Raw genomic sequence first — 25,157 nt, forward strand, 5'->3', positions numbered from 1 at the left:
CGACTTCGAAAGAGCTAATACTGATGACCCGCTACGAAACACTATTGCAAACGCTTCCAGCTGCACCAAAAACCTGGCTGATCACGGGAGTGGCAGGCTTCATTGGTTCAAATTTGTTGGAGACCTTGCTAAATCTTGACCAAGTCGTTGTCGGGCTGGATAGTTTTGCAACCGGGCATCAGCGTAATCTTGATGAGGTGCGGACCACTGTTTCGGCTGCGCGTTGGGCACGTTTCAGCTTTATCAAAGGCGATATTCGCAACTTGGAAGACTGTCACCAAGCCTGCCGAGGCGTTGATTATGTACTGCACCAAGCTGCACTGGGCTCTGTACCACGCTCGCTGAATGACCCTATCACCACCAACGCTACCAACATAGACGGTTTTCTAAATATGTTGGTGGCTTCTCGGGATGCGACTGTAAAGAGCTTTACATATGCCGCAAGTAGCTCAACCTACGGCGATCATCCTGGTTTGCCAAAAGTAGAGGATACTATTGGAAAACCCCTCTCCCCTTATGCAGTAACGAAGTACGTAAATGAGCTTTATGCGGAGGTCTTCGCGCGCTGCTATGGGTTTGAAACAATCGGTCTGCGCTACTTCAACGTATTTGGCAAACGACAGGACCCGGAAGGCGCGTATGCAGCCGTTATCCCAAAATGGACAGCTTCGATGGTAAACAATGAAGACGTCTTCATTAACGGTGATGGTGAGACGAGTCGGGACTTTTGCTTTATAGAAAATACCGTCCAAGCCAATTTGTTGGCCGCAACCGTGGTTGGCCCTGCAGCGCGTAATCAGGTTTATAACGTTGCCGTCAGCGGTCGCACGGATTTGAATCTACTTTTTTCAACCCTGCGTAAGGCGTTATTGAACAGTGGTATTATTTACGAGAAAGAGCCCGTCTATCGGGAATTTCGTGCGGGCGATGTTCGCCATTCGCAGGCCGATATCGGGAAAATACAGACCTTGCTGGGCTATGAGCCGAAGTTTGATATCAAACAAGGTATCGAAATTGCTATGCCTTGGTATGCGAACTTTTTGAAGTGATCCAATGGAGTAGAGGAACAGGCATAATATTTCCTCAGTGTATGTACTTTTTTACTGAAATTTCAGGATGGGCGTTGGTGAGGAAGATTGCGAGGGGCTTTACTATTGTCCGCGTCCGAGCGCGGGTTGAGAATATTCTTGAGCAGTTGGCCTCTTGTAAGGATACTCATTAATGTGCGGATTTAGCGGTATTTTCAATGTTAATACAGGCAGCTTGTCGGATATTGTAGCGCGCATGAATGCGGCCATACTCCATCGTGGCCCTGACGATGGAGGCATTTGGGAGGATCAAGAAGTTGGACTGGCCCTTGGCCACCGCCGCCTTTCGATCGTCGACCTATCGGCTGCTGGCCATCAACCAATGCAGTCCAGCGTCGGACGTTTTATCATCGTATTCAACGGTGAAATTTACAATCACGCTGAGCTTCGCCAGCAACTTGAGACCGAAGGACTGGCTCCCCAACATGGATGGCGTGGTCATTCTGACACCGAGGTACTGCTCGCTGGCTTAGCAGGTTGGGGCATAGAAAAAACTCTACAGGCCTGCGTGGGTATGTTCGCCTTCGCACTATGGGATAAGCATGAGCGGAAGTTGACGTTAGCTCGTGACCGCATGGGTGAGAAGCCGCTTTACTATGGCTGGCAAGATGACACTCTGCTTCTTGGCTCTGAACTCAAGGCGATTAAAGGCTTTGCAGGTTTCCGGGGAGAAGTTGATCGTAATGCATTGACGTTGTTGTTACGACATAACTGCATTCCTGCCCCTTACAGTATCTATAAGGGATTGGGAAGCTTGAACCGGGCCACTATGTCACGCTCCCGTTATCGGATATCCCGCTCGCAAAAGTAACGCCCCCTCAAGCGTACTGGCGGCTCAATGACGCAGTGAAAAAGGGGCTTGCGAACCCGTTTTCGGGTACTCCAACGGAAGCTATGGATTTGCTGGAGGCACAGTTGCTCGCCAGCGTCGGTCAACAAATGTTGGCAGATGTTCCGTTGGGTGCTTTTCTCAGTGGTGGCGTCGACAGCAGTACGATTGTAGCGTTGATGCAAGCCCAAAGCATGCAACCCGTGCGAACCTTTACTATTGGTTTTGATGAAGGCGGATACGATGAAGCGGTACATGCCAAGGCCGTAGCGAAGCACTTAGGGACGCAGCATACGGAACTCTATGTGAGCCCTCAGGATGCCCTCGCGGTAATCCCGCAATTGCCCTCAATGTATTGCGAGCCTTTCAGTGACAGTTCCCAGATCCCGACTTTCCTCGTCAGTCAGTTGGCCAGGCAGCAACTCAAAGTCGTGCTGAGCGGGGACGGTGGTGATGAGCTCTTCGGTGGCTACAACCGCTATCTGAGCGCCAAAAATGTTTGGTCTAAAATGCAGTCACTTCCACCTGTTGCCCGCAAGGCTGCTGCCGGGCTTTTGCGCTCCGTGTCTCCATCTACTTGGGATAGCTTGTTCCACGTTTCCAAACCATTGTTGCCCAAGCGTTTGCACCTAAGTACGCCAGGTGAAAAGGCGCACAAACTGGCGAATGTTCTGACACTTGCCGATGGGCATCAATTTTATCTGCAGCTTAATAGTCACTGGAGCGATCCCGCCAGCGTGGTGATTGGCGGTGAAGAGCCAAAAACCATATTCACCGATAGCGGCAGGTGGCCCGAAACGGACAGTTTTGAGCACTGGATGATGGCTATGGATGCACAGACCTACATGTCCGATGACATTATGGTCAAGCTGGACCGCGCAGCCATGGCTGCGAGTATTGAAGGGAGGGTGCCGATGCTGGACCATCGGGTTGTTGAACTGGCTTGGCGCATGCCCCTAGAACTGAAAATTCGCAACGGCCAAGGCAAATGGTTGTTGCGCGAGGTGCTTTATCGTCATGTTCCCAAGGCATTGATTGAGCGACCAAAACAAGGCTTTGGTATTCCGTTGGGTGCATGGCTGCGTGGGCCTTTACGCGAATGGGCCGAATCGCTGCTTAATGAAGCGCGCCTTCATCAGGAAGGATATTTTCACCCTGCTTCGATCCGTAAAATGTGGCAAGAGCATTTGGAAGGGCGCGGCAATTGGCAGCCGCACTTATGGACGATATTGATGTTTCAAGCATGGTTGGAAGAACAAGCATGAGCACTGTGCTGTTATTTATCGTTAATGATCCGGGCTTTTTTCTTTCCCACCGCCTGCCTGTTGCAAAAGGTGCGCAGGCCGCCGGTTACTGTGTCCACATAGCGAGTATGCCAGGTCATGCCGTTGAAACTATAACTAAGGCGGGATTTGAGCATCACGAGCTGCCGTTATCTCGCAGCGGACGAAATCCAATGGCAGAGCTGCGTTTGATATTTGCCATTTGGAAGTTGCTGTGGCGGCTGAAACCGGACGTATTGCACTTGGTCACAATCAAGCCCGTTCTGTACGGAGGCATCGCCGCTCGACTTGCGCCGGTTAAAGGCGTCGTCGCGGCTATTTCGGGGCTAGGTTTCGTGTTTTTGTCAAAAGGCTTGAAGGCGGCATTGACCCGTCAGGTAGTCAGCACTTTTTATAAAGCGGCGTTAGGTAAACGCAACCTGCGGGCCATTTTCCAGAACCCTGATGATCGTGATTTGCTGTTGGGCATAGGCGGACTTGATGCGTCTAAGGTCGTCATGATCAGAGGGTCGGGCGTCGATTTGTCTCTGTACTCCAGTGTGCCGGAGCCAGAGGGTGTTCCCGTGGTATGTCTCGCCGCGCGTCTTTTGCTTGATAAAGGTGTAGTTGAGTTTGTAGAGGCGGCGAGGATACTCAGGGCGCATGGCATAGAGGCGCGTTTTCAGTTGATCGGTGATATTGACCCAGGTAACCCGGCAACGGTTTCGGCAGCGCAGCTTGCAGACTGGCGCAAGGAGGGTTTGGTCGAATTGCTAGGTTACCGCAAAGACATTGCTGCCCTCTTCGGCGCGGCGAATATTGTGGTGTTGCCATCGTACCGGGAAGGCCTGCCGAAAGTTTTAGTTGAGGCCGCCGCCTGCGCAAGAGCGGTGGTCACCACGGATGTGCCAGGCTGCCGTGACGCCATCGAACCTGGCGTGACCGGCTTATTGGTTCCAGTCCGGGACGCACAGGCATTGGCGAGTCAGTTGCAGGTGCTGATCGAAGACCCCGTGCTACGTCGTAAGTTTGGTCAGGCGGGGCGCGAATTGGCGATGCGGGCATTCGCAATCGAAGAGATCGTCGGCCAGCACTTGGATGTCTACAGGCAACTGGAGAAGAAGGTTTGACTCAGCAAAAGACATACGCGATTACTGGCGCAACTGGTTTCGTCGGCAGTGCAGTATTGGAACGCCTCGCAGCTCAGGCAGGCGTGGAGATCAGGGCACTTGTCCGGCGCGTGGGGGTGAAGCTTCCGGGCAACACAGTGGCAGTGCAGGTGGGGGAAGACTTTCTGCTTGAGGGCGACCAGCCTCTGGAGGGGGTTGACGTCCTGGTCCACTGCGCTGCGCGGGTACACATAATGTCCGATGCTTCCAGTGATCCGTTGTCCGAGTATCGAAGCGTAAACGTCGCCGGCACGTTGAAGCTTGCTGAGTCAGCCGCCCGGTCCGGCGTCAAGCGTTTTATATTTATCAGCTCTATCAAAGTGAATGGGGAGGGGACAGTCCCCGGCAAACCCTACACTGCGGATGACATGCCCGCGCCCGTGGATGCCTATGGCATATCTAAAATGGAAGCAGAGCAGCGGCTCATGTTGCTGGGTAACGCGACCGGGATGGAAATCGTCATTATCCGCCCTGTTCTGGTTTACGGACCTGGGGTCAAAGCCAATTTCCGCAGCATGATGAGTTGGTTGAACAAGGGCGTGCCACTACCTCTGGGTGCGATTCCCAACCAGCGGAGTTTGGTCGCCCTGGATAACTTGGTTGATCTGGTTGTGACTTGCCTGGACCACGCTGCCGCCGCCAATCAGACGTTTCTAGTCAGCGACGATGACGACATGTCCACCACTGAGTTGCTCAAACGCATGGGCGAGGCGTTGCAAACCCCAGTGCGATTGATTCCAGTACCTGCTTGGTTGCTGCTTAGGGGAGCCGCTCTACTAGGACGTAAAGATGTTGCGCGCCGCTTGTGCGGATCCTTACAGGTCGACATAAGCAAAACCCGGAGTTTGTTGGGGTGGACGCCTCCCTTAACCGTTGCGCAGGCCCTGAGCAAAACGGCCAGAAGTTTCCAGGAAAGCCTGAAATCGAAGTAGTCCTTAGATGGGACGGAATTTGGAGCTGTTGATGAAAGATTTACTCTGGCTTGCACCGTGCGTTGCAATCCTGGCACTCGTTCTTACATGGTGTTTGCGCTACTACGCTTTGACCCGCAGTTTGATCGACATTCCGAATGCGCGTAGTTCTCATTCTGTGCCTACCCCGAGAGGGGGAGGGGTGGCCATCGTTGTTGGATTCCTTGTTGCTTTGCCGTTGTTGTGGGCAGGTAACCAAATCACTTTATCGGTGATGTGGGCGCTACTGGGCGCGGGGGCGGTAACTGCACTGCTTGGGTTTCTCGACGATCATGGGCATATTGCTGCTAGATGGCGTTTGCTGGGACATTTCAGCGCCGCCGCCTGGGCGCTTTTTTGGCTCAATGGCCTTGCGCCGGTCAGCTTCGTGGGAAGCAGTATCGACCTCGGGCTAATAGGACATGTCCTCGCGGTTTTTTATCTGGTGTGGATGCTCAATCTCTACAACTTCATGGACGGAATTGACGGACTCGCAAGCGTAGAGGCCGTCTGTGCATGCCTAGGAGCCTGCCTGGTCTACTGGTTGGCAGGCTATCAAGACCTTATCTGGTTGCCGCTGATCCTGAGCATGGCGGTTATCGGATTCTTGTACTGGAATTTTCCTCCGGCAAAGATATTCATGGGGGATGCTGGGAGTGGCTTTCTGGGTATTATCATTGGCCTGCTATCGCTGCACGCGGCATGGCACTCTGCGGTTTTACTTTGGGTATGGCTGATTTTGCTCGGCGTCTTTATTGTCGACGCGACATTTACATTGGGCCGACGGCTTGCTCGTGGAGACAAGATATACGAGGCCCATCGTAGCCACGCTTATCAATTTGCCTCGCGCCAAGTTGGGGCACACTTGCCGGTCACCCTTTCGATTTTGATGATTAACCTACTCTGGTTGGTGCCTATAGCGCTTTGCGTAGCACTGCTGGGGCTCAATGGTCCATTAGGTTTGTTAATCGCCTATGCACCACTGATACTGCTGGCGCTAAAGTACCGCGCAGGCGCGGTGGAAAAAAACGCTTAGTTTTAAGGTCGGCATTCGCGCAAAATGTTTAAATGATTGTTACAGAGTGAATGTTGCGTCAGGCGCTCCAAGAGGTGTTTAAAGGGTTTATGGATACGATACGGACATATTTGCTGGGTCTTCCTCGCCGTAAGAAACGGATTCTGCAGGTGATGACCGACGTCGTCCTTGTGTGGCTGGCGCTATGGATGGCTTTCGTCGTTCGTTTGGGTGTAGACGAAATGATCAATCCCTTCAGCGAGCATCGATGGTTGTTTCTCAGTGCGCCTGTCGTAGCTATTCCGTTATTTATCCGCTTCGGGATGTACCGCGCTGTCATGCGCTACTTTGGTAATGATGCCTTGATTGCGATAATCAAGGCTGTAAGCCTCTCATCCCTGATCTTGGGAGTGGTCGTCTATTGGTACAGTAACCATCAGAACGTGGTCCCGCGCTCCATTGTTTTCAATTATTGGTGGCTCAGCCTCATCATGGTGGGTGGATTGCGTTTAGCTATGCGCCAGTATTTCCTTGGCGACTGGTTTGCCGCTGCTCAGCATGTGCCTTTCACCAGTCGTGAAGATGGCTTGCCGCGCGTAGCAATATATGGCGCTGGTGCTGCCGGTAATCAATTGGTTGCGGCTTTGCGCATGGGGCGATTGATGCGCCCTGTGGCGTTCATTGATGACGATTCAAGTATCTCCGATCGAGTCATTTCCGGCCTGCAGGTTTATAAGCCTAAGAATATCCAGCGCATGATCGATGCCACCGGCGCTCAAGAAATACTGCTAGCGATACCGTCGTCTAATCGCGGGCGTCGGCGTGAAATACTGGGGTTTTTAGAGGGTTTTCCGCTCCATGTACGCAGTGTTCCGGGCTTCATGGACCTGGCCAGCGGACGAGTCAAAGTCGATGATATTCAGGAAGTCGATATTGCCGACTTGCTGGGGCGCGATGCAGTACCCGCACAAGGTGAATTGCTCGAGCATTGCATAAAGGGGCAATGCGTTCTCGTGACGGGTGCCGGCGGATCGATCGGCTCTGAGCTGTGCCGGCAAATACTTTCACTATGTCCTACAACGTTGCTGTTATTCGAGCATAGCGAATACAACCTCTACAGCATTCTTTCTGAGTTGGAGCAGCGGATAACGCGAGAGTCTTTGCCCGTAAAATTACTGCCCATACTTGGCTCGGTGCGCAGCCAGTCAAAATTACTGGATGTTATGAGAACATGGCGAGTCAATACGGTTTACCATGCAGCAGCGTATAAACATGTACCCATGGTCGAACACAACATCGCCGAAGGCGTACTGAATAATGTGATCGGTACTTTGAATACTGCGCAAGCGGCGCTTCAATCTGGCGTGGCAAACTTTGTGCTTATCTCGACTGACAAGGCTGTTCGACCCACCAATGTCATGGGCAGCACCAAACGCCTAGCAGAACTCACGTTGCAGGCGCTCAGCCGTGAACCAGCGCCGGTGCTGTTTGGTGATAAATCAAACGTATCCCACGTCAACAAAACACGCTTCACCATGGTGCGCTTCGGAAATGTACTGGGCTCTTCAGGATCGGTTATCCCGTTGTTCCACAAGCAGATCAAATCCGGGGGGCCATTGACCGTGACCCATCCAAAGATCACACGTTATTTCATGACCATTCCGGAGGCCGCGCAGTTAGTGATCCAAGCGGGCTCTATGGGACTTGGGGGCGATGTGTTTGTGTTGGACATGGGTGAACCGGTGAGAATTGTTGAGCTAGCTGAGAAAATGATCCACTTATCCGGGCTCAGTGTTCGTTCGGATAAGAATCCTCATGGAGATATATCTATTGAGTTTTCCGGTTTGCGTCCTGGCGAAAAGCTGTATGAAGAGTTGCTGATAGGGGATAACGTTGTTGCCACCCCGCATCCGATGATTATGAGCGCCAACGAAGATCACCTGCCTTGGGATGTACTCAAGGCTAAGCTGACCGAGTTGCTGGCAGCGGTAGATCAAGATGATTACAGTCAAGTGCGTAAATTACTCCGCGACACAGTCAGTGGCTACGCGCCAGACGGTGAAATTGTCGACTGGATTTACCAACAGCGTCGACTAGAGCCTTGAGCTGAAATACGGAATCAAGCTTGAACGAAAAGACCAGTCTCTGATTGGTCTTTTTTTTGCGCGCGAGGGTGGCTTTAAGCGTGCTGCTCAGGGATCTGGAGGGCGAGGGGTTGGGTGCCTGGACTAGCTCATTTCTTCGGATATGCATAAATGCATTGATATTTGATGCGTTTATGCATATCATGTCTGCAAGCCATTGGGATCGCTGGAATGGCAAAGAGCGATGCTAAGCGGTTAAGGCAAAATTATGCCGCTTGGTATTAAAAGGCCAGATTACGCCGTAACCGCGTCGACCTGGCTTGGAAATTGATAGCCCACTTGATTGGGCAATTTAGAGGGTAACTATGACTTCCAATAACGAAAATAGGGCTTCGCTGGATGATATCTCTGTCGAGGGGGTACGGGTGCAAGCAATGTTCAAGGCAGAGGCAGTACGCCGCAATGCCGGTATCCAAGGTTGGATCAAGCCAGGGCCAGCTAACCTATCGGAAGTTGGTGTGACGTCTGATATTCGCACCACAGCGGCTGAGGTAACGATTAACTCTGAAGCGTCGGCTTCCGCACTCGCGTACAGCGGGACGGGCACTCAGTCAGACCCCTATATTATAAGAGATAAAGATATTACCTTCGCTAGTGGTAAGCCTGGCTTTGTTCTCAATGATCCATCGGCGACCTACCATGTGCGTTTTTATAATGTACTTGCATCGGGATCTTCCAATGGCTCGTCAATTATTAATCTGGTTGGTTTCGGTACGCCGGTTGTATTTGAGCGTTGCAAGTTCCAGGGCGCTGACGGCGCTGCTGATGAGCTGCTTGCCTACCTCACTTCCGGGTCGCTCGAGATGTATGGCTGCGAGATCGCAGGTGTATCGAACTATTGTTTCTTTGGGGCCGGTACTGCAGGTAAGAATGTCAAGCTGACGGACTGCATCGTGTCGGGTAATGCGAAGAACTCCTCAACCAATGGTGTTTTCTATGCTTACGGGGCGGGCGAGTTTAAGGTTGAAGTTGATCGTTGTGCATTTACATCCAGCCATTTTCACTGGCATGTCGGTAACGGCTGGACGATCGAATACGTCGCTGTGCGGGATACCTTGATTTCCGGCTGTGCAGTTGGCATTGGTGATCTCAACTATATGAAGCCCGGCGGTAACATTTACAGCCAACTGCCTAATATGATCAAAAACAGCCACTTCAAAAATGTGCGCTTTACCTATACTCCGGGAGTAACGCAAACTGCTGTGTACGGTAACGGCGCGGATAAATGTATATTTGAACATTGCGCGTTCGAGGGTAACGTCGCGGACCGTCGCCTTTTTGAATGGCGCCGGACGACGGATGTAACGGTGTTGCGGTGCTTCTTTCAGAAAACCGAGGGTTCGGAAAGTGCAGGAAATGAAGTCTGCGAATTTTGGGAGACGTCTGGTCTGACAATCAAAGAGTGCTGGGTGGATGGCGCACCAGAAGACTGCTATGAGCTTGTCACGTCCTACGGTAACAACAAATTCATTGACAACGTTGGCGATAATGTAACGGGTCAACTAGTGGATATTTTTGGCGTCGGCAGCTATGACGTCGAAATTGACGGCGTTTACGGTGATTGTGGAGACTCGGCCGTACTGATCACGGATGTTGACTACGTTCGCGTTAAAAACGTATTCGTTGAACAGACGGGTGATTGGTCGCTGGGGTCTGTGGTACTCGAGCGACGCAATGCTGCGCCGGGTGTTTCTCCAAAAGGCTGCGTCATTATGGGCTTTCTGTCTTTGCCTTCCGTATCGAGTCAAGGTCAACCTTTTGCTGTAGATACTACCCAGGCGGTTGAGCCAGGAGGTATTGGTGAAAATTTTGCAGCGTGGTGGCAGGACGGTGAGCTGAAGTTTTACGGCTCTCAAGCACTGTCAGGGATGACATTGAAATAGAAATAGAACCCGCTACGGCGGGTTTTTTTGTGTCTCTTCAATGCTTTTTCGCAGTCGTAGGGCGGACACCTGCAATAGGAGCATTGCCTTGAGCAGCCCCAGCAGTAAAGCGAATCGTCGGCGTTCAGGATTGGGGCATAAGAAAGTGCTCCAGCCAGGGATGTCTTGCTGCCATCCAAGTGATAGAATCGCTGTCCAAAAAAGTAATCTCAGTTTTTTACCCGCTATCTGTATGTTCAGCAAGGAAGCTTGGTCTTTCCAGGCTAGAGCGAGGGCTCCAAGCAGGGGGCGGCGAGGGGGGCTGCATTAGTGCTTTCAGGTTTTCTGCACGTTGGCCAGTGGATGAGGTCTGAGGCTCCCGGTAGCCTATGGTTCTTGCCGAGGCAGGACGGTCATGATCGAATAGATCTACGACCGACAGGGCGCTGTTGTCTGGCAATAAGCATATTCGACTGCAGAGCTTGACCGGCAAGCAATAGGTCAATCAGTAGAAGTAACGTAAAGCTTAGCGCGGCGTTGGACCTGAAGTACGTGTACTACGTTATCACTGATATGGCATGGAGGGGCAGCGTGAGTCTAGTTAAGTGGATTGAATTTCAAAAACTTGGTGACCACCGAGGTAGCTTGGTTTCTATTGAACAAGGGAAGTTGATCCCTTTCGAAATTAAGCGGGTCTACTATATTTACCATACCAGCGAAGGTGTCAGTCGTGGCTTCCACGCGCACCATAATCTTAAGCAAGTAGCAATTTGCATGGCTGGTCAGTGCAGGATGGTACTGGACGATGGCCGTAGCAGGGAAGAGGTTGTCCTCGATTGCCCCACCAAGGGGATTTTAATTGAGGGTCTTACTTGGCGAGAGATGCACGATTTTAGCGAAAATTGCGTACTCCTGGTTCTCGCTAGTGAGCCTTATGAAGAAAGTGATTATATTAGAGATTATACAGAATTTTATAAGCTGATAAGTGAATAAGGCCATGATCAAATTGGTCGCTTATAATGAAGAGTATCTCGCTTTAAGCGGGAAGTGGCTTCGTGATCCTGAAATTAAAGAGTTAACGCAAACGCCCAGCTTCACGGATGAACAGCAAATTGGTTTTTTCAATTCACTGGTAGATAGGGATGACTATCGGATCTTCGGTTTAGAGTATTTCGGGCGAAAAGTGGGCGCAGCAGGTCTAAAGAACATTATCGATCAGCGTGCCGAGTACTGGGGTTATCTTGGCGAAAAAGAATTATGGGGGAAAGGTCTCGGTCAATCGATAATAACGGAGATCTTTGCCTTTGCGCTTTCCATCGGTGTGTCATCCGTATTTCTCAAGGTTAGCCCTAATAATATTCGCGCGATAAAGCTTTATCAGAAAGTAGGGTTTGAGATGGCCGGTCATTTGGATGGGCTATGTGTAATGGAAATCAATATAGGCAATAAGCCAGATGTATGAACTGAAGAGATACGATGCCTCTCTGAGTAAAGATTGGGATTACGTAGTTGAGCATTCAAAGAATGGTAACTTTATCCACTTGACTCAGTACTTTCGCTATCATGAAGCTCGTTTCAATGATGTGTCGGTGTTGATCTATAAGAAAAAACGTGTGGTTGCGATTTTTCCAGCAAATATTTTTGATACGACGATTTTCAGCCACTCTGGCCTGACCTACGCCGGTATTATTTTTCTGAAAGATGTTGGTTGCAAAGCAATGCTGGACATATTTGATGCATTAAAGGCACACTATAAAGATCTCGGTGCCGTGGATTTGGTATACAAGTGCATCCCCTCTGTATTTACGCGCTATCCCGCAGAAGAGGATCTTTACGCGTTGTTCAGGAATAATGCGAAGTTGTTTCGTCGTGATGTTTCGTCAGTGATAGAGATTGCTCGGGCGCCTAAGCTCTCTGACTCTAGAAAGTGTGTCATAAAGAAAGCCGAGAAAAATGCTGTCACGTTCAGTTCTTCGGTAAGCACTGCCGATTTTCATGCGCTTCTGTCTAAAGTATTGGAACGCTTCGACTCTAAGCCTGTTCATTCGCTATCCGAAATTGAACTTTTAATGTCACGCTTCCCAGAGAATATAAAGGTCTTCGGTGCTGTGCTGGAAGGTCAACTGTTGGCTGCTGCGATGGTTTTTGATTTTGGACACATCGTGCATACGCAATATTTGGCAGCCAGTGATGCGGGCAGGCAAGTAGGTGCTTTGGATTTTGTTTTGAATAATTTAATCAGCGATGTGTACGGTAACCGACAATATTTTAGCTTCGGTATTTCTACGGAAGATGGCGGCCAGGTGCTCAATGAAGGGCTTGTTTCGCAAAAAGAAGGTTTTGGTGCGCGAGCCGTTGTACATGATTTCTACCGAATGGAGTTATAAATGATCAGTTTTCTCGATTTGAAGTCTGTGAATTCCGAAATGAGTGGGGAGCTACTCGCGGCTTGTAAGCGAGTTATCGACTCCGGCTGGTACATTGCCGGTAATGAGTTGCAAGACTTCGAGTCGGCCTTTGCGGATTACTGTGGTACTAAATATTGTGTTGGGGTAGCAAACGGTCTCGATGCACTGATCCTGACCCTGCGCGCGTGGAAAGAGCTGGGTAAGCTGAAAGAGGGTGATGAAGTCCTTGTCCCGGCTAATACCTATATTGCTAGTATTTTGGCTATTACAGAAAATCGTCTAGTTCCGGTATTGGTTGAGCCGAACCCTCAGACATTCAACCTATGCCCCGAGCATATTTTGAAGTCTATTACTCCAAAAACCAAAGCGATTATTGCCGTTCATTTATATGGACAGCTGGCTGATATGCCGGCGATTCTTACCATTGCCCAAGAGCATGATTTATTGCTCCTTGAAGACTCTGCACAAGCTCATGGTGCGAGTATTCAAGGGCGCAAGGCTGGAAATTGGGGTAATGCATCGGGTTTCAGTTTCTATCCTGGGAAGAACCTGGGAGCGCTTGGTGATGGTGGTGCCATTACCAGCAATGATGCTGAACTGGTAGACACGTTACGAGCTTTACGCAATTACGGTTCTCATGAACGTTATAAAAATTTGTATCAGGGCGTTAACAGTCGGTTGGATGAAATACAGGCGGCGATGCTAGGCGTGAAACTCCGCTATCTGGATCAGCACACGCAACAACGTAAGGCCATTGCAAATACTTATTTGAAGAATATTAAGAACCCTCATATTGAATTGCCGTTATCGGCGTCTGTGGATGCTGAGGTTTTCGATTCGCATGTATGGCATTTATTCGTCATTCGGAGCAATAAACGTGATGAGCTGCAGCAGCATTTGACCGCGTGTGGTGTGCAGACCTTAATTCACTATCCTATTCCGCCACACAAACAGAGCGCTTACCCTCAGTTGAATGAGAAAAGTTTTCCAGTCTCTGAGCTGATTCATCAGCAGGTCCTGAGCCTGCCTATCGGCCCGACAATGACAATGGCTGACGTCAACGCTGTTATCAAAGCGTGTAATAGCTTTTCCTTCAGCGATCGATGAAATGAACCTTATACGAACCAGTTTGCTGAATGGCGTTGCGGTACTTATCAAGATGATTGCGCTGCTGGGTATTAATAAAGTACTTGCAGTTTACGTCGGTCCTGCTGGGTATGCGGCGGTTGGGCAGTTTCAAAATGCTGTTCAAATGATAACGACATTCGCAAGTGGCGCTATTAATACAGGAGTTACTAAATACACTGCTGAATATGAATCGGATTTAGAAAAACAGAGAGTTGTTTGGCGTACCGCAGGCACGATCTCCGTTAGCGCTTCGATTTTTCTGAGTATTTTGATTCTGATCTTCTCGGAAGAGCTGGCACTTTGGTTTCTCAAAGATGCGAGCTTTGCCGGTGTATTTGTGTGGTTTTCATTAGCCTTGGTGTTTTTTTCGTTAAACTCCTTATTGCTAGCTATATTGAACGGCAAACGGGAAATAGTCAGATACGTTTTAGCGAATATATCAGGTAGCCTATTTTCGCTCATTGCAACAGCGCTGCTTGCGATGAAGCTTGGCTTGTATGGTGCGCTGGTTGGGTTGGCCATTTATCAATCGCTGAGCTTCTTGGCTACTTTAATATTTTGCTTCCGCTTGACATGGTTCAAATTTAAGTTTCTGTTCGGCAAAGTTGATTATGCTACCTCTGCGAATTTAGCTAAATACACGCTAATGGCGTTGACGTCTGCCTTATGCGTACCGATCAGCCATATTCTGGTGCGTAACTATTTGGGAGAAAATTTGAGTTGGGTGGAAGCGGGGTATTGGGAGGCGATGTGGCGATTGAGCGCTGCTTATCTTTTACTGATTACCACGACCTTGAGTGTTTATTTCCTGCCGCGACTTTCAGCTGAAAATAACAAGGCTATACTAAAACGAGAAGTGTTTTCTGGCCTTAAGTTACTCGTTCCTCTAGTAATATTAGGTGGCCTAGTCGTTTTTGTATTGCGTGATCTTATCATCGCTCTGCTGTTTACCGAAAAATTTACTCCAATGCGGGATTTGTTTTTTTGGCAGTTAGTAGGAGACTTGTTTAAAACTTGCGGTTGGTTGCTGGCTTATATCATGTTAAGCAAGCCCCTGGTGAAGCTTTACGTAATTACAGAGATTGTCTTTTCGCTAAGTTTCTATCTGCTCACTATTATTTTTCTCAATGTATTTGGTTTTGAAGGCGTTGCCATCGCGCACGCAGTGAATTATTTAATTTATTTGATTGTGATGTATTGCTTCGTATTTGAACGGTATTTGGGGGGTTCGCATGTTGCTTGAAAAGGAAAGCGCTGGACCGTTGGTTAGTATGTGTATTCCTGTTTATAATCATCAGAAATTTGTAGAAAGAAGCATTCGAAGTGTCATAAATCAGAGCTATGCAAATATTGAGCTGATCATCATCGATGATGGGTCTTCTGACTTATCAAGAAGCTTCATTCAAGATCTTTTGCCGCTTTGTGAGCAACGATTTGTAAGATTCACCTATATAGCTCAAGTAAATCAAGGGTTATCAACGACTCTAAATACGGCTCTTGAATGGTCCCAGGGTAAGTATTTTTCAGCATTGGCGTCGGATGACTGCATCCTGCCTGAAAAAACTGAGTTTCTGATTCAATATCTAGAAAGTCAGCCAGACTGCGTAGCTGCGTTTGGTTCGATTTACCTGATAGACGATGAGAGTCGCCGTACTAGCACGCGTATCGGGTCTGGAAGGTATAGTTTTCGTGACGTTATCATGCTTAAAGCGCAGGTGCCGGCAGCCGCAGGCATGCTCAGGCTTGATACCTTGCGCAGCGTAGGCGGTTTCAATACCAATACGCGTGTTGAGGATTGGGATATGTGGTTGAAGTTGACGAGTGCTTCGAACGGGTATCTGCAAGCGCTTCCTGAGTTGGTGGCGGAATATCGGCAGCACGCCGAGAACACCCTCAAGCAGCTAGATTTGATGTATGAGCACCAAATGAAAATTCTGCAGGACTACCGTGAGTGCCCGGAATATACGTCAGCGATCACAGCACTTGAATGTACACGTTTTAGAAATATTGCTAGCGTTAGAAAGAAAGAAGCGCTGGGTAATTTTTTGAAGTTGTCGTGTACGCTTGGTGCCTATAAAGAAATACGCTTTTACCAAGGTATAATCCATCTTTTTTTTAAGTGGTAGTTATGTTAAGTGTGCGGAAAACCACGCTCGCCGCGTTTGTCATGTTGCTGCTCTCATTCATGCTCATGATGGGCTGTGCTTATTTGTTTTCAGTTATCGTAAATGATAATGAAACCATTACTGATGCCAGGGCTTATTATTTTTTCTACAATGAGTTGCTTTCAGAAGATGTGCTAGGTTTCGCCACCACCTTGACGGAGGAAACAGGTAAGTTGGAGTTGGGTATATACCTTTCGGTCTATACTGTTTTCAACTCGATTATTGTTGATCTGCAGTCTTTTGCATTTGCTTCCATGTCGTTAGTATTTGCATTCTTGATGTTATTTGTTTTTTGCGCCGCACGCAAGATTGAAAAAAACGCCCTTCAAGCTGCGTTTTTCGTCCTTCTGTCAGTCTTAATATATTCGTTGTGGTACCCCTCCTACGCTTCTGTGCTATGGGTATGGAGGTCTCACATGGCATTTACATTGCTATTTCTGGGGATGTTGAGTTCTCGATTTATTGTTGCGGTATTATTCGTAGTCCTGTCAATTTTATTTCATTACTCCAGTGGCATTTTGGCGGTGGTAGTTTTTTTCATATTTATTTTTATTGATCGCTTCCCTAGGCTTTCAATTCCTACAAAGTATGCAATTTCGTTGCTTGTCGGATTGATGGGGTCTTTGGTTGTTGGGTATTTAAAGCAAGTAGTTGTTTCAGGTGACGGCAATTGGGAAAGCGAGACCAATGCTGGATTGTTTGTTTATGCGTATGTGTTCTTGTTTGTATTGGCTTTGATAGTTTTATCGGCCTGGCGAAATTTTTTTAATCTATATTTTTCAAGTGGTGAGAATGCCATGCTGAATAGGATGTTTTGCGTTGCCCTATTTTTCTTGGGGCTATCGGTTACATCTGTTAACTCTCACCAAGATCTTATGAGGATCATGCAGCCTGCGTTTATAATTATACCTTTTATTTATTTAATGTTTCTAAACACCGCCAAGGGGACCTCACGTGCGTTGCTTGTCTTGCTTCTGGCCCCGGGTATAGTAATGGGCCTACGATCGGCCTATATGTATTGGGGAGGCGCTTGATGTCAAACGTTCAAAACGTTGCCCTGACACTACGCCGATCACACATTGTAACGCTCTCATTTTTGAAAGTTTTCCAACATCGCCTAGATTGATAAAGCAGCTTAGGAATAGCTGCTTTCACATCAACGATGTTAAGGAGCTTCATCAATGTACAACACGTATGTTTCTTCCCTGTTCTTCGCTTTCCTCACCAGCATTTCGGTTGCTGCCACTGCTGCTCCCTCCGCTAAACCAGAAGCACCATCCCCCATTTCTGTGCAAATGACACAAACCGAGCAATCCACCAAGGTCAACCTCAACGCCGCCGACTCCGAAACCCTGCGCCGTGATCTGTTCGGTATTGGGGCTTCCAAGGCGAAGGCAATCGTGGCTTATCGTGAAAGCAACGGTCCGTTTACGGCGGTGGATGAGTTACTGGAAGTGAAGGGCATCGGCAAGGCGCTGCTGGAGAAGAATCGCGACAGGTTGGTTATCAATTGAGGATGTGAGGTAGCTTAGAAGGCCGGTCAATGACCGGCCTTTTCTTCGTCGGAGGCCTGCGCCTTCAGACGCTTAAGCGCTATTGGCATGAAACGTGATTACATCTACCCAATGATTGTTCAACAATCCTGAGGTAGTGATGACACCCAGTCTGTCTTTAGCCGACCAAATCGCCATGGAACTACGCACCGACATCATTGGTGGGCGGTTATTGCCAGGTATGCCATTAATCGAGAAGGATCTTGTCAACGGGTACAGCGCGTCGCGCAACACAATTCGTGAGGCGCTGCATCGTCTGGGCCAGGAGGGCCTTACTCGCTACGTCCGCAATAAGGGTGTAATGGTTCGGCGCCTGGAGCGGGCGGAAGTGCGTGACCTCTTCGTAGCCCGCCGCACCCTGGAACTGCAGGCCATAGCCCAAAGCGGCCCGCTGACGGACGCTCAATCAGGGCGTATGCAAAGCGCTATTGAGGCCACCACCCTGGCTCGTGAGCGTGAAGATTGGCGAGCGGTGGCCACCCACAGTCTGGTGTTCCATCAACAGATTGTTGCGTTGATGGCCAGCCCCCTGTTCGACGGGTTTTTCGCCCAGGTGATCGCCCAGTTACGCCTGGTGTTCTGCGCTGCACCTGACGAGCAACGTTTCCAGTCGCCCTGGCTGGAGCGCGATCAAGAGATATACGGCTTATTAGCCAGTCACAACAGACCAGCAGCCAGCGAGGCGATGAGCCTTTACCTGGACGATTCCGAACACCTTTCCCTCGCTCTGTTTGATCACCCTTGATAGAGGATTGCCCCATGTACAAAGACTATCCGGCCGCTTATCAGGTCAGCAAAGGCTCAGCATTGCAGGTGGACAAAGCGTTCTATGAGCGTATCCGCGATCGCCAGGATCAGCGCACATTGATCGAACAGTTCGAGGTACCGATCCGTACGGGCAGGGCATGGAAAGTACCGGCCGGGCATGTGTTCCGTGTGACAACGCCTGTTGGCCCACAGGTGGGCGACTTCAACGTGTGGAACGCAAATGACCCACGCGAACGTTTGTGGGCCGCGCGCACCCGGCAGCTTCAAGGCGCCCATGTCAGCACTCATGATCGGTTGTGGTCGAACCTGCCTTTTCTACGGCCCTTGGTCACGATCACCGATGACAGCCTGGCCAGCTACGGCATTGATGAGCACGGTGGGCGTTTGCACGATTTGTTGGGCACGCGATGCGACCCCTATGTGAACCGTATGTTGACCGGGGAGGACTTTCATCACCATTGCCACTCGAACCTGACGCGTGCGGTATTGCCCCATGGGCTGACGGAGTTCGATGTGCATGACGTGTTGAATATTTTCCAGTGCACCGGGCTCAATCAGGATGACATGTACTTCATGAAAGCCTGTCCGGCGAAGAAGGGCGATTACCTGGAGTTTTTTGCCGAGATTGATCTGCTCTGTGCGTTGTCGACGTGCCCTGGCGGGGATTTGTCGCTACCGATGTGGGGGCCGGATGCGCAGGATCCGCTGACGGTGTGCCGTCCGTTGGGGGTGGAGATCTACCGGTTGGAGGATGAGTTGCTCAATGGCTGGAGCCAACCGGAACGTGCTGCCTACAAGGGGCAGCACGGCTTGCATATTGCCAAGGCGGATTGGGAGTAACGCAAGATTTAGCGATCCTGCGCATCCTTGGCATCTGCCTGCGCATTGCGCTCGGCTACGCGTTTACGTTGTTCGTCGGTGAGTTCCACCTTGTTGGCGCTGTCACGCAGCATCATCAGGCCACCGACGATCGACCCGATCGCTACTACCATAATCAACCATGCATACCACGGCATAAGACGCTCCTTGAGGCAGAGGTTCGTGGGAGAATTTTCCCACGGTAATCACTGCTTTGAGTGACGGGCTTTCTGAGTAGTTCAGTGTAGGCCCGTTCTGCCTCATAGGCGCTACTGTCCGGTCAACATTGCATCCGCCGGCGCATCGATGCGGTCTTGTGCGGTCATCTGGAAGTAGATAAAGCCCACCGCCATAAAGCCCAGGAAGATCAGCCCGATCAAGGCATTGAACCAGGCCATCGCCACCAGGCATACCACCGCTAGCGCCAGCGCAATACCCGGCACGATGGGGTAGCCCGGCGCGCGGAAGGTGCGTTCCAGTAGTGGCTCGGTCTTACGCAGTTTGAACAGGCTGAGCATGCTCATGATGTACATGACGATGGCACCGAACACCGCCATGGTGATCATCGCGGCGGTCAGGGTCATGCCGCCCAGGTTGATCAGGCCGTCGCTGTAGATGGCGGCGATGCCCACCACGCCGCCGGCGAGGATGGCCCGGTGCGGTGTCTGGAAACGTGAGAGTTTGGCCAGGAAAGACGGCAGGTAACCGGCACGGGCCAGGGCGAAGAACTGGCGCGAGTAGCCGAGGATGATGCCGTGGAAGCTTGCCACCAGGCCGAACAGGCCAATCCATACCAGCATGTGCAACCAGCCGGAGCTGTCGCCCACCACGGTTTTCATCGCCTGGGGCAGTGGGTCGTTGATGTTCGACAGCGCGCGCCAGTCGCCTACGCCGCCTGCGAAGAACATCACGCCCATGGCCAGGATCACCAGGGTGAGGATGCCGCTGATGTAGGCTTTTGGAATGGTGCGCTTGGGGTCCTTGGCTTCTTCGGCGGCCATGGCCGCGCCTTCGATGGCGAGGAAGAACCAGATCGCGAAGGGGATGGCGGCAAACATCCCGGCAATCGCCGGGGCGCCGAAGGTGTTGGAACCGGCCCAGCCATTGAGGGCAAAATTGCTGAAGCTGAACGCCGGGGCGACTACGCCCATGAACACCAACAGTTCGGCAACGGCCAGCACGCAGACCACCAACTCGAAAGTGGCGGCAAGTTTGACCCCGAGGATATTCAGGCCCATGAATACGATGTAGGCGCCGACGGCGGCGTGCTTCGGGTCGAGTGCCGGGAATTGCACGTTCAGATAGGCGCCAATGGCCAGGGCAATTGCGGGCGGGGCGAAGACGAATTCGATCAAAGTGGCCAGGCCGGCAATCAAGCCGCCTTTCTCACCGAAGGCGCGACGGCTGTAGGCAAAGGGGCCTCCTGCGTGGGGAATCGCAGTGGTCAGTTCGGTGAAGCTGAAGATAAAGCAGGTGTACATCGCGGCGACCATTAATGAGGTCACCAGAAACCCTAAGGTCCCGGCGACGCCCCAGCCATAGCTCCAGCCGAAATATTCGCCGGAGATCACCAGCCCGACGGCGATGCCCCATAGATGCAAGGTGCCCAAGGTAGGTTTGAGTTGTGTGTTCATTGTGCTGCGCTCCCTGAACCGTTTGGAATGATTCAAGGTGTTGCAGTGGCTATGCCAAGCCTCAGAACTATGTCGTAAAGCAGTGCCTATGTCGCCGGGGGGACGGTTTGGCGTTTGAATGTGGCATGAGTTGCACCACATAAGTGCGGTGGTGACTTGGCGGGCGCTTTCGCGGGCAAGCCCGCTCCCACACTTGACCGAGTGTTAACTGAAAGAACGCAGTCGAATGTGGGAGCCGGGCTTGCCCGCGAAGAGGCCCTCCCAGCCACTGCAAATCCCGCTGTAAACCCCGCGTAAACCCACTCTTTACGCCATCTTTACGCCCCACCCACCACCTCGCTCTCGTTCCTTTACACCCCTCCTGCGGACAATGCCCCCACACGCGGCAATCGCCGCAAGACGGGGAGACTTCCATGAGTGTTCTGGACGGGGTGTCACTGCTATTGGCCGTGGCGCTGTTCATTTATCTGCTGGTTGCGCTGTTACGCGCGGATCGGAACTAGGAGCGGCTATGCACAGTTATGACTATTGGCTGATCATCGCCTTCTTTGCGGTGGTACTGGTGCCGGCACCGTTTCTGGGACGGTTCTACTACAAGGTGATGGAAGGCCAGCGCACCTGGCTCACGCCCGTATTGGGGCCTGTCGAAAAGGCCTGCTATCGCCTCTCGGGCGTGGATGCGCAGCAGGAACAAAGCTGGCAGAAATACATGCTGGCCTTGCTCGCATTCAACCTTGCGGGCTTCTTGCTGTTGTTCTCGATCCTGTTATTCCAGGGCTCCCTGCCACTGAACCCACAGAAATTGCCCGGCCAGGAATGGACTCTGGCGTTCAACACCGCCGTCAGTTTCATGACCAATACCAACTGGCAGAACTACAGCGGTGAGGCGTCTCTCAGCTACCTGAGCCAGATGGCCGGCCTGACCGTGCAGAACTTCGTCAGTGCAGCGACCGGTCTCGCCGTCCTGGTCGCCCTGTGCCGTGGGATCGGGCGCAAATCTGCCCAGACCCTGGGCAACTTCTGGGTCGACATGACCCGCGCCACCCTCTACGGCCTGCTGCCGTTGTGCATGGTGCTCGCACTGTTTCTGGTATGGCAGGGCGTGCCGCAAACCTTCGCCCACTATGTTGATGCCGTCACGCTGCAGGGCGTGGACCAAGTGATTCCCTTGGGCCCGGCCGCCAGCCAGATTGCGATCAAGCAATTGGGCACCAACGGCGGTGGCTTCTTCGGCGTGAACTCGGCGCATCCGTTCGAAGACCCGACCGCCTGGGCCAACCTGTTTGAAGTGGCCTCGATCATTCTGATTCCGGTGGCACTGGTGTTTACCTTCGGCCACTACGTCAAGGATCTGCGTCAGAGCAGGGCGATCCTCGCGTGCATGCTGGCGCTGTTCTTGATCGGCGGCGCGACGTCGCTGTGGTCCGAATACCAGCCCAACCCAACCCTGAACAACCCGGCCGTAGAGCAAACCGCCCCGCTGGAGGGCAAGGAAACACGCTTCGGCACCACCGGTACCGTGCTGTGGTCGGTGACCACTACCGCGGCGTCCAACGGCTCGGTCAATGGTATGCAAGACAGCCTCAGCCCTCTGAGTGGGATGGTGGCGCTGGTCAACATGATGGTCGGCGAAGTGATCTTCGGCGGTGTCGGTGCCGGGATGTACGGCATGTTGCTTAACGTGTTGATCGCGGTGTTCCTCGCCGGCCTGATGATCGGCCGCACCCCGGAATACCTGGGCAAGAAACTCCAGGCCAAGGAAGTGCAATTGCTGGTGGTGACCCTGCTGGTGATGCCGGTCGGCGTATTGGTGTTGAGTGCCATTGCCGCCAGCTTGCCCGGCCCGGCAGGCGCCATCAGTAACCCAGGCCCCCACGGCTTCAGTCAATTGCTGTACGCCTACACCTCGGCCAGTGCCAACAACGGTTCGGCGTTTGCTGGCCTCGGCGCTAACACCCCGTTCCATAACCTGATGCTGGGCCTGGGCATGTTGATCGGCCGATTCGGCTACATCCTCCCGGTACTGGCCCTGGCCGGCAGCCTGGCGATGAAGAAAGCCGCACCGATTGGCCAGAACAGCTTCCCCACCCATGGTGCGCTGTTCGTGACCCTGTTGACCGTGACCATTTTGTTGGTGGGCGGCCTGACTTTCCTGCCGACGCTGGCGTTGGGTCCCATCGCTGAACACTTGAGCATGGGCTTCTAGTTAAGGGATATGAAAATGAATATGCCTGCAAAAAACGCGGCCCCGGTCAAACCCCAGGAGCCTGCCAAAACCGCCATCTCGGCTCTCTGGCGCCCGGCGCTGGTCCAGGCGTTCGTCAAGCTCGACCCACGCCAACTGCAACGCTCGCCAGTGATGCTGGTGGTCGAACTGACCGCCATCCTCACCACCGTGTTGTGCTTCGTGCCCGATACCACCGTGCCCACCTTTGTTGCGGTGCAAATCGCGGTGTGGCTGTGGTTCACCGTGCTGTTCGCCAACTTCGCCGAAGCCCTGGCCGAAGGCCGCGGCAAGGCCCGCGCCGACAGCCTCAAGGCTGGCAGCGAAGGCTTGAGCGCCCGACGCCAGGAATCCGATGGCAGCTTCAAGGTGGTGCCGGCCACCAGCCTGCGCAAGGGCGATGTGGTACGTGTTGCCGCCGGGGAAATGATCCCCGGTGACGGCGAGGTCGTCGAAGGGATTGCGGCGGTCAACGAAGCGGCGATTACCGGCGAATCCGCCCCGGTGATCCGCGAGTCTGGCGGCGACCGTTCGGCCGTCACCGGCAACACGCGGCTGGTGTCGGACTGGCTGCTCATCCGCATCACCGCCAACCCGGGCGAGTCCACCCTGGACCGTATGATCGCGCTGGTGGAAGGCGCCAAACGCCAGAAAACCCCCAACGAAGTCGCGCTGGATATTCTGCTGATCGGCCTGACCCTGATCTTTCTGCTGGTGGTCGTGACCCTGCAGCCGTTCGCCCACTTTGCCAATGGCAGCTTGCCTTTGGTGTTCCTGGTCGCACTGCTGGTGACGCTGATTCCCACCACCATTGGCGGCTTGTTGTCGGCCATCGGGATTGCCGGCATGGACCGCCTGGTGCGTCTCAACGTGATCGCCAAGTCTGGCCGCGCGGTAGAAGCGGCGGGGGATGTGCATGTGTTGCTGCTGGATAAGACCGGCACCATCACCTTTGGTAACCGCCGTTGCTCGGCCGTGGTGTCCGCACCTGGCGTCAGTGGCCGGGAATTGGCCGAAGGCGCGCTGCTGGCGTCCCTGGCGGATGACACGGCGGAAGGCAAGTCCATTGTTGAATACCTGCGCGCCTTGCACCCCCAGGCCGAGCCGAGCCTGGAGGCGTTGACCGCCGTGCCCTTCAGCGCCGAGACCCGTTTGTCCGGTGTCGACTATCAGGGCCGTGTGTTCCGTAAAGGCGCGGTGGACTCGCTGCTGGCGTTTATCGGCCAGCAACGCAGCGACCTGCTGCCTGCGCTGTCGCGGGAAATCGACAAGATCGCCCAGAGCGGCGGCACGCCCTTGCTGGTGTGCGCCGATGGCAAGTTGCTGGGGGCGATCCATCTCAAGGACGTGGTCAAGCCCGGTATCCGCGAACGGTTTGCCGAGTTGCGCAAGCTGGGGATTCGTACCGTGATGGTCACAGGCGACAACCCGCTGACCGCCGCCGCGATTGCCGCTGAAGCGGGGGTGGACGATGTGCTGGCCGAAGCCACGCCAGAGAAGAAACTCGCGCGTATTCGCCATGAGCAGAACGATGGACGCCTGGTTGCCATGTGTGGCGATGGCGCCAACGATGCCCCGGCGCTGGCCCAGGCTGACGTCGGCATGGCGATGAACGACGGCACCCAGGCCGCGCGCGAAGCCGCCAACATGGTCGACCTCGACAGCGACCCGACCAAGCTGCTGGACGTGGTGCAGATCGGCAAGGAACTGCTGGTGACCCGTGGCGCGCTGACGACCTTTTCCATCGCCAACGACGTGGCCAAGTACTTCGCGATCCTGCCGGCGCTATTCGCCTCGATCTACCCGCAACTGGGCGTGCTCAACATCATGCACTTGCAGAGCCCACAGAGCGCGATCCTCTCGGCCATCGTGTTCAACGCGCTGATTATCGTGGTGCTGATCCCATTGGCCCTGCGCGGTGTGCGCGTGCAGGCGGCGAGTGCGGCGGCGTTGTTGCGGCGCAATCTGCTGATCTACGGGCTGGGCGGGCTGTTGGTACCGTTCGTGGGCATCAAGGCCATCGACATGCTACTGACCGCGCTGCACCTGGTTTGACCTGGCCGCTGATCGTTCCCACGCTCCGCGTGGGAACGCCGCCGC

General features: G+C 52.6%; 21 protein-coding genes and 1 pseudogene. 20 read left to right on the top strand and 2 right to left on the bottom strand.

The genetic code is table 11. The annotated features are described in order from the left end of the window. The first annotated feature begins 23 nt into the window (after positions 1-23). From AB9N64_RS26475 to AB9N64_RS26555, 17 genes and pseudogenes are all read left to right on the top strand, one after another. Positions 24-1,049 carry an NAD-dependent epimerase/dehydratase family protein gene (locus tag AB9N64_RS26475; RefSeq protein ID WP_103451735.1) on the top strand — a complete coding sequence of 342 codons (1,026 nt, stop codon included), beginning with the start codon at positions 24-26 and terminating at the stop codon, positions 1,047-1,049. Positions 1,050-1,221: 172 nt separating this feature from the next. Further along, positions 1,222-3,182: pseudogene (asnB, locus tag AB9N64_RS26480) on the top strand (asparagine synthase (glutamine-hydrolyzing)). Further along, on the top strand, positions 3,179-4,309 hold the full coding sequence (locus AB9N64_RS26485) for a glycosyltransferase family 4 protein (RefSeq protein ID WP_103451732.1): 1,131 nt from the start codon (positions 3,179-3,181) through the stop codon (positions 4,307-4,309). The pseudogene asnB and the gene AB9N64_RS26485 overlap by 4 nt, the downstream one beginning before the upstream one ends. Beyond that, a complete protein-coding gene (locus tag AB9N64_RS26490; protein WP_103451730.1) occupies positions 4,306-5,280 on the top strand; it encodes an SDR family oxidoreductase in 975 nt (324 codons plus the stop codon). The genes AB9N64_RS26485 and AB9N64_RS26490 overlap by 4 nt, the downstream gene beginning before the upstream one ends. 31 nt (positions 5,281-5,311) lie before the next feature. Next, entirely contained in the window at positions 5,312-6,334 is a 1,023-nt protein-coding gene (locus AB9N64_RS26495) for a glycosyltransferase family 4 protein (protein WP_103451743.1), read from the top strand. 89 nt (positions 6,335-6,423) lie between these two features. Further along, a complete protein-coding gene (locus AB9N64_RS26500) occupies positions 6,424-8,418 on the top strand; it encodes a nucleoside-diphosphate sugar epimerase/dehydratase (RefSeq protein ID WP_094774456.1) in 1,995 nt (664 codons plus the stop codon). 344 nt (positions 8,419-8,762) lie between these two features. Continuing rightward, positions 8,763-10,340, top strand: coding sequence for a hypothetical protein (locus AB9N64_RS26505; protein ID WP_103451728.1), 1,578 nt, complete (start codon positions 8,763-8,765; stop codon positions 10,338-10,340). 570 nt (positions 10,341-10,910) lie between these two features. After that, on the top strand, positions 10,911-11,312 hold the full coding sequence (locus AB9N64_RS26510; RefSeq protein ID WP_103451726.1) for an FdtA/QdtA family cupin domain-containing protein: 402 nt from the start codon (positions 10,911-10,913) through the stop codon (positions 11,310-11,312). A 4-nt stretch (positions 11,313-11,316) separates the two neighbouring features. Then, the gene (locus tag AB9N64_RS26515) at positions 11,317-11,781 is read left to right on the top strand and encodes a GNAT family N-acetyltransferase (protein WP_057013394.1); all 465 of its coding nucleotides are present in this window, start codon (positions 11,317-11,319) and stop codon (positions 11,779-11,781) included. After that, a complete protein-coding gene (locus AB9N64_RS26520) occupies positions 11,774-12,706 on the top strand; it encodes a GNAT family N-acetyltransferase (RefSeq protein ID WP_103451725.1) in 933 nt (310 codons plus the stop codon). The genes AB9N64_RS26515 and AB9N64_RS26520 overlap by 8 nt, the downstream gene beginning before the upstream one ends. Continuing rightward, a complete protein-coding gene (locus AB9N64_RS26525) occupies positions 12,707-13,834 on the top strand; it encodes a DegT/DnrJ/EryC1/StrS aminotransferase family protein (protein WP_103451723.1) in 1,128 nt (375 codons plus the stop codon). Between the two features lies 1 nt (position 13,835). After that, complete coding sequence (locus AB9N64_RS26530) at positions 13,836-15,098, top strand: O-antigen translocase (RefSeq protein WP_103451721.1); 1,263 nt, start codon at positions 13,836-13,838, stop codon at positions 15,096-15,098. Next, complete coding sequence (locus AB9N64_RS26535; protein WP_103451720.1) at positions 15,088-15,981, top strand: glycosyltransferase family 2 protein; 894 nt, start codon at positions 15,088-15,090, stop codon at positions 15,979-15,981. Before AB9N64_RS26530 ends, AB9N64_RS26535 begins: the two co-directional genes overlap by 11 nt. Positions 15,982-16,022: 41 nt before the next feature. Further along, positions 16,023-17,054 carry a hypothetical protein gene (locus AB9N64_RS26540; protein WP_130175574.1) on the top strand — a complete coding sequence of 344 codons (1,032 nt, stop codon included), beginning with the start codon at positions 16,023-16,025 and terminating at the stop codon, positions 17,052-17,054. 147 nt (positions 17,055-17,201) lie between these two features. After that, positions 17,202-17,534 (top strand): ComEA family DNA-binding protein, encoded by a 333-nt coding sequence (locus AB9N64_RS26545; protein WP_103451717.1) that lies wholly within the window; start codon positions 17,202-17,204, stop codon positions 17,532-17,534. A gap of 139 nt (positions 17,535-17,673) precedes the next feature. Further along, positions 17,674-18,318 (top strand): GntR family transcriptional regulator, encoded by a 645-nt coding sequence (locus AB9N64_RS26550; RefSeq protein WP_103451715.1) that lies wholly within the window; start codon positions 17,674-17,676, stop codon positions 18,316-18,318. A gap of 14 nt (positions 18,319-18,332) precedes the next feature. Beyond that, entirely contained in the window at positions 18,333-19,181 is an 849-nt protein-coding gene (locus AB9N64_RS26555; protein WP_103451713.1) for a DUF1989 domain-containing protein, read from the top strand. Positions 19,182-19,189: 8 nt separating this feature from the next. On the opposite strand, the gene AB9N64_RS26560 is transcribed toward AB9N64_RS26555, so the two are convergent. Beyond that, a complete protein-coding gene (locus AB9N64_RS26560; protein ID WP_003172675.1) occupies positions 19,190-19,357 on the bottom strand; it encodes a DUF2897 family protein in 168 nt (55 codons plus the stop codon). Between the two features lie 111 nt (positions 19,358-19,468). Continuing rightward, positions 19,469-20,833 carry an ethanolamine permease gene (eat, locus tag AB9N64_RS26565; protein WP_371359790.1) on the bottom strand — a complete coding sequence of 455 codons (1,365 nt, stop codon included), beginning with the start codon at positions 20,831-20,833 and terminating at the stop codon, positions 19,469-19,471. 413 nt (positions 20,834-21,246) lie between these two features. Here eat and kdpF point away from each other — a divergent pair, with 413 nt between their 5' ends. The 3 genes from kdpF to kdpB are packed head-to-tail and all read left to right on the top strand — an operon-like array spanning position 21,247 to position 25,112. Then, positions 21,247-21,336 (top strand): K(+)-transporting ATPase subunit F, encoded by a 90-nt coding sequence (kdpF, locus tag AB9N64_RS26570; RefSeq protein WP_003218754.1) that lies wholly within the window; start codon positions 21,247-21,249, stop codon positions 21,334-21,336. Between the two features lie 8 nt (positions 21,337-21,344). Then, the gene (kdpA, locus tag AB9N64_RS26575) at positions 21,345-23,039 is read left to right on the top strand and encodes a potassium-transporting ATPase subunit KdpA (RefSeq protein ID WP_122301382.1); all 1,695 of its coding nucleotides are present in this window, start codon (positions 21,345-21,347) and stop codon (positions 23,037-23,039) included. Between the two features lie 15 nt (positions 23,040-23,054). Then, the gene (gene kdpB, locus AB9N64_RS26580; protein ID WP_177345090.1) at positions 23,055-25,112 is read left to right on the top strand and encodes a potassium-transporting ATPase subunit KdpB; all 2,058 of its coding nucleotides are present in this window, start codon (positions 23,055-23,057) and stop codon (positions 25,110-25,112) included. Positions 25,113-25,157 lie beyond the last annotated feature (45 nt).

Source organism: Pseudomonas sp. KT_2_4 (genome assembly GCF_041410225.1).
In the GTDB taxonomy this organism is placed as follows: Bacteria; Pseudomonadota; Gammaproteobacteria; order Pseudomonadales; family Pseudomonadaceae; genus Aquipseudomonas; species Aquipseudomonas paracarnis.

Coding starts and splice junctions, on each gene's coding strand:
- AB9N64_RS26535 (WP_103451720.1), top strand. CDS start 15,088: ATGTTGCTTGAAAAGGAAAGCGCTGGACCGTTGGTTAGTATGTGTATT.
- AB9N64_RS26500 (WP_094774456.1), top strand. CDS start 6,424: ATGGATACGATACGGACATATTTGCTGGGTCTTCCTCGCCGTAAGAAA.
- AB9N64_RS26550 (WP_103451715.1), top strand. CDS start 17,674: ATGACACCCAGTCTGTCTTTAGCCGACCAAATCGCCATGGAACTACGC.
- AB9N64_RS26540 (WP_130175574.1), top strand. CDS start 16,023: ATGTTGCTGCTCTCATTCATGCTCATGATGGGCTGTGCTTATTTGTTT.
- AB9N64_RS26515 (WP_057013394.1), top strand. CDS start 11,317: ATGATCAAATTGGTCGCTTATAATGAAGAGTATCTCGCTTTAAGCGGG.
- kdpF (WP_003218754.1), top strand. CDS start 21,247: ATGAGTGTTCTGGACGGGGTGTCACTGCTATTGGCCGTGGCGCTGTTC.
- AB9N64_RS26545 (WP_103451717.1), top strand. CDS start 17,202: ATGTACAACACGTATGTTTCTTCCCTGTTCTTCGCTTTCCTCACCAGC.
- AB9N64_RS26505 (WP_103451728.1), top strand. CDS start 8,763: ATGACTTCCAATAACGAAAATAGGGCTTCGCTGGATGATATCTCTGTC.
- AB9N64_RS26530 (WP_103451721.1), top strand. CDS start 13,836: ATGAACCTTATACGAACCAGTTTGCTGAATGGCGTTGCGGTACTTATC.
- kdpB (WP_177345090.1), top strand. CDS start 23,055: ATGAATATGCCTGCAAAAAACGCGGCCCCGGTCAAACCCCAGGAGCCT.
- AB9N64_RS26560 (WP_003172675.1), bottom strand. CDS start 19,357: ATGCCGTGGTATGCATGGTTGATTATGGTAGTAGCGATCGGGTCGATC.
- AB9N64_RS26485 (WP_103451732.1), top strand. CDS start 3,179: ATGAGCACTGTGCTGTTATTTATCGTTAATGATCCGGGCTTTTTTCTT.
- eat (WP_371359790.1), bottom strand. CDS start 20,833: ATGAACACACAACTCAAACCTACCTTGGGCACCTTGCATCTATGGGGC.
- AB9N64_RS26555 (WP_103451713.1), top strand. CDS start 18,333: ATGTACAAAGACTATCCGGCCGCTTATCAGGTCAGCAAAGGCTCAGCA.
- AB9N64_RS26525 (WP_103451723.1), top strand. CDS start 12,707: ATGATCAGTTTTCTCGATTTGAAGTCTGTGAATTCCGAAATGAGTGGG.
- AB9N64_RS26495 (WP_103451743.1), top strand. CDS start 5,312: ATGAAAGATTTACTCTGGCTTGCACCGTGCGTTGCAATCCTGGCACTC.
- kdpA (WP_122301382.1), top strand. CDS start 21,345: ATGCACAGTTATGACTATTGGCTGATCATCGCCTTCTTTGCGGTGGTA.
- AB9N64_RS26475 (WP_103451735.1), top strand. CDS start 24: ATGACCCGCTACGAAACACTATTGCAAACGCTTCCAGCTGCACCAAAA.
- AB9N64_RS26520 (WP_103451725.1), top strand. CDS start 11,774: ATGTATGAACTGAAGAGATACGATGCCTCTCTGAGTAAAGATTGGGAT.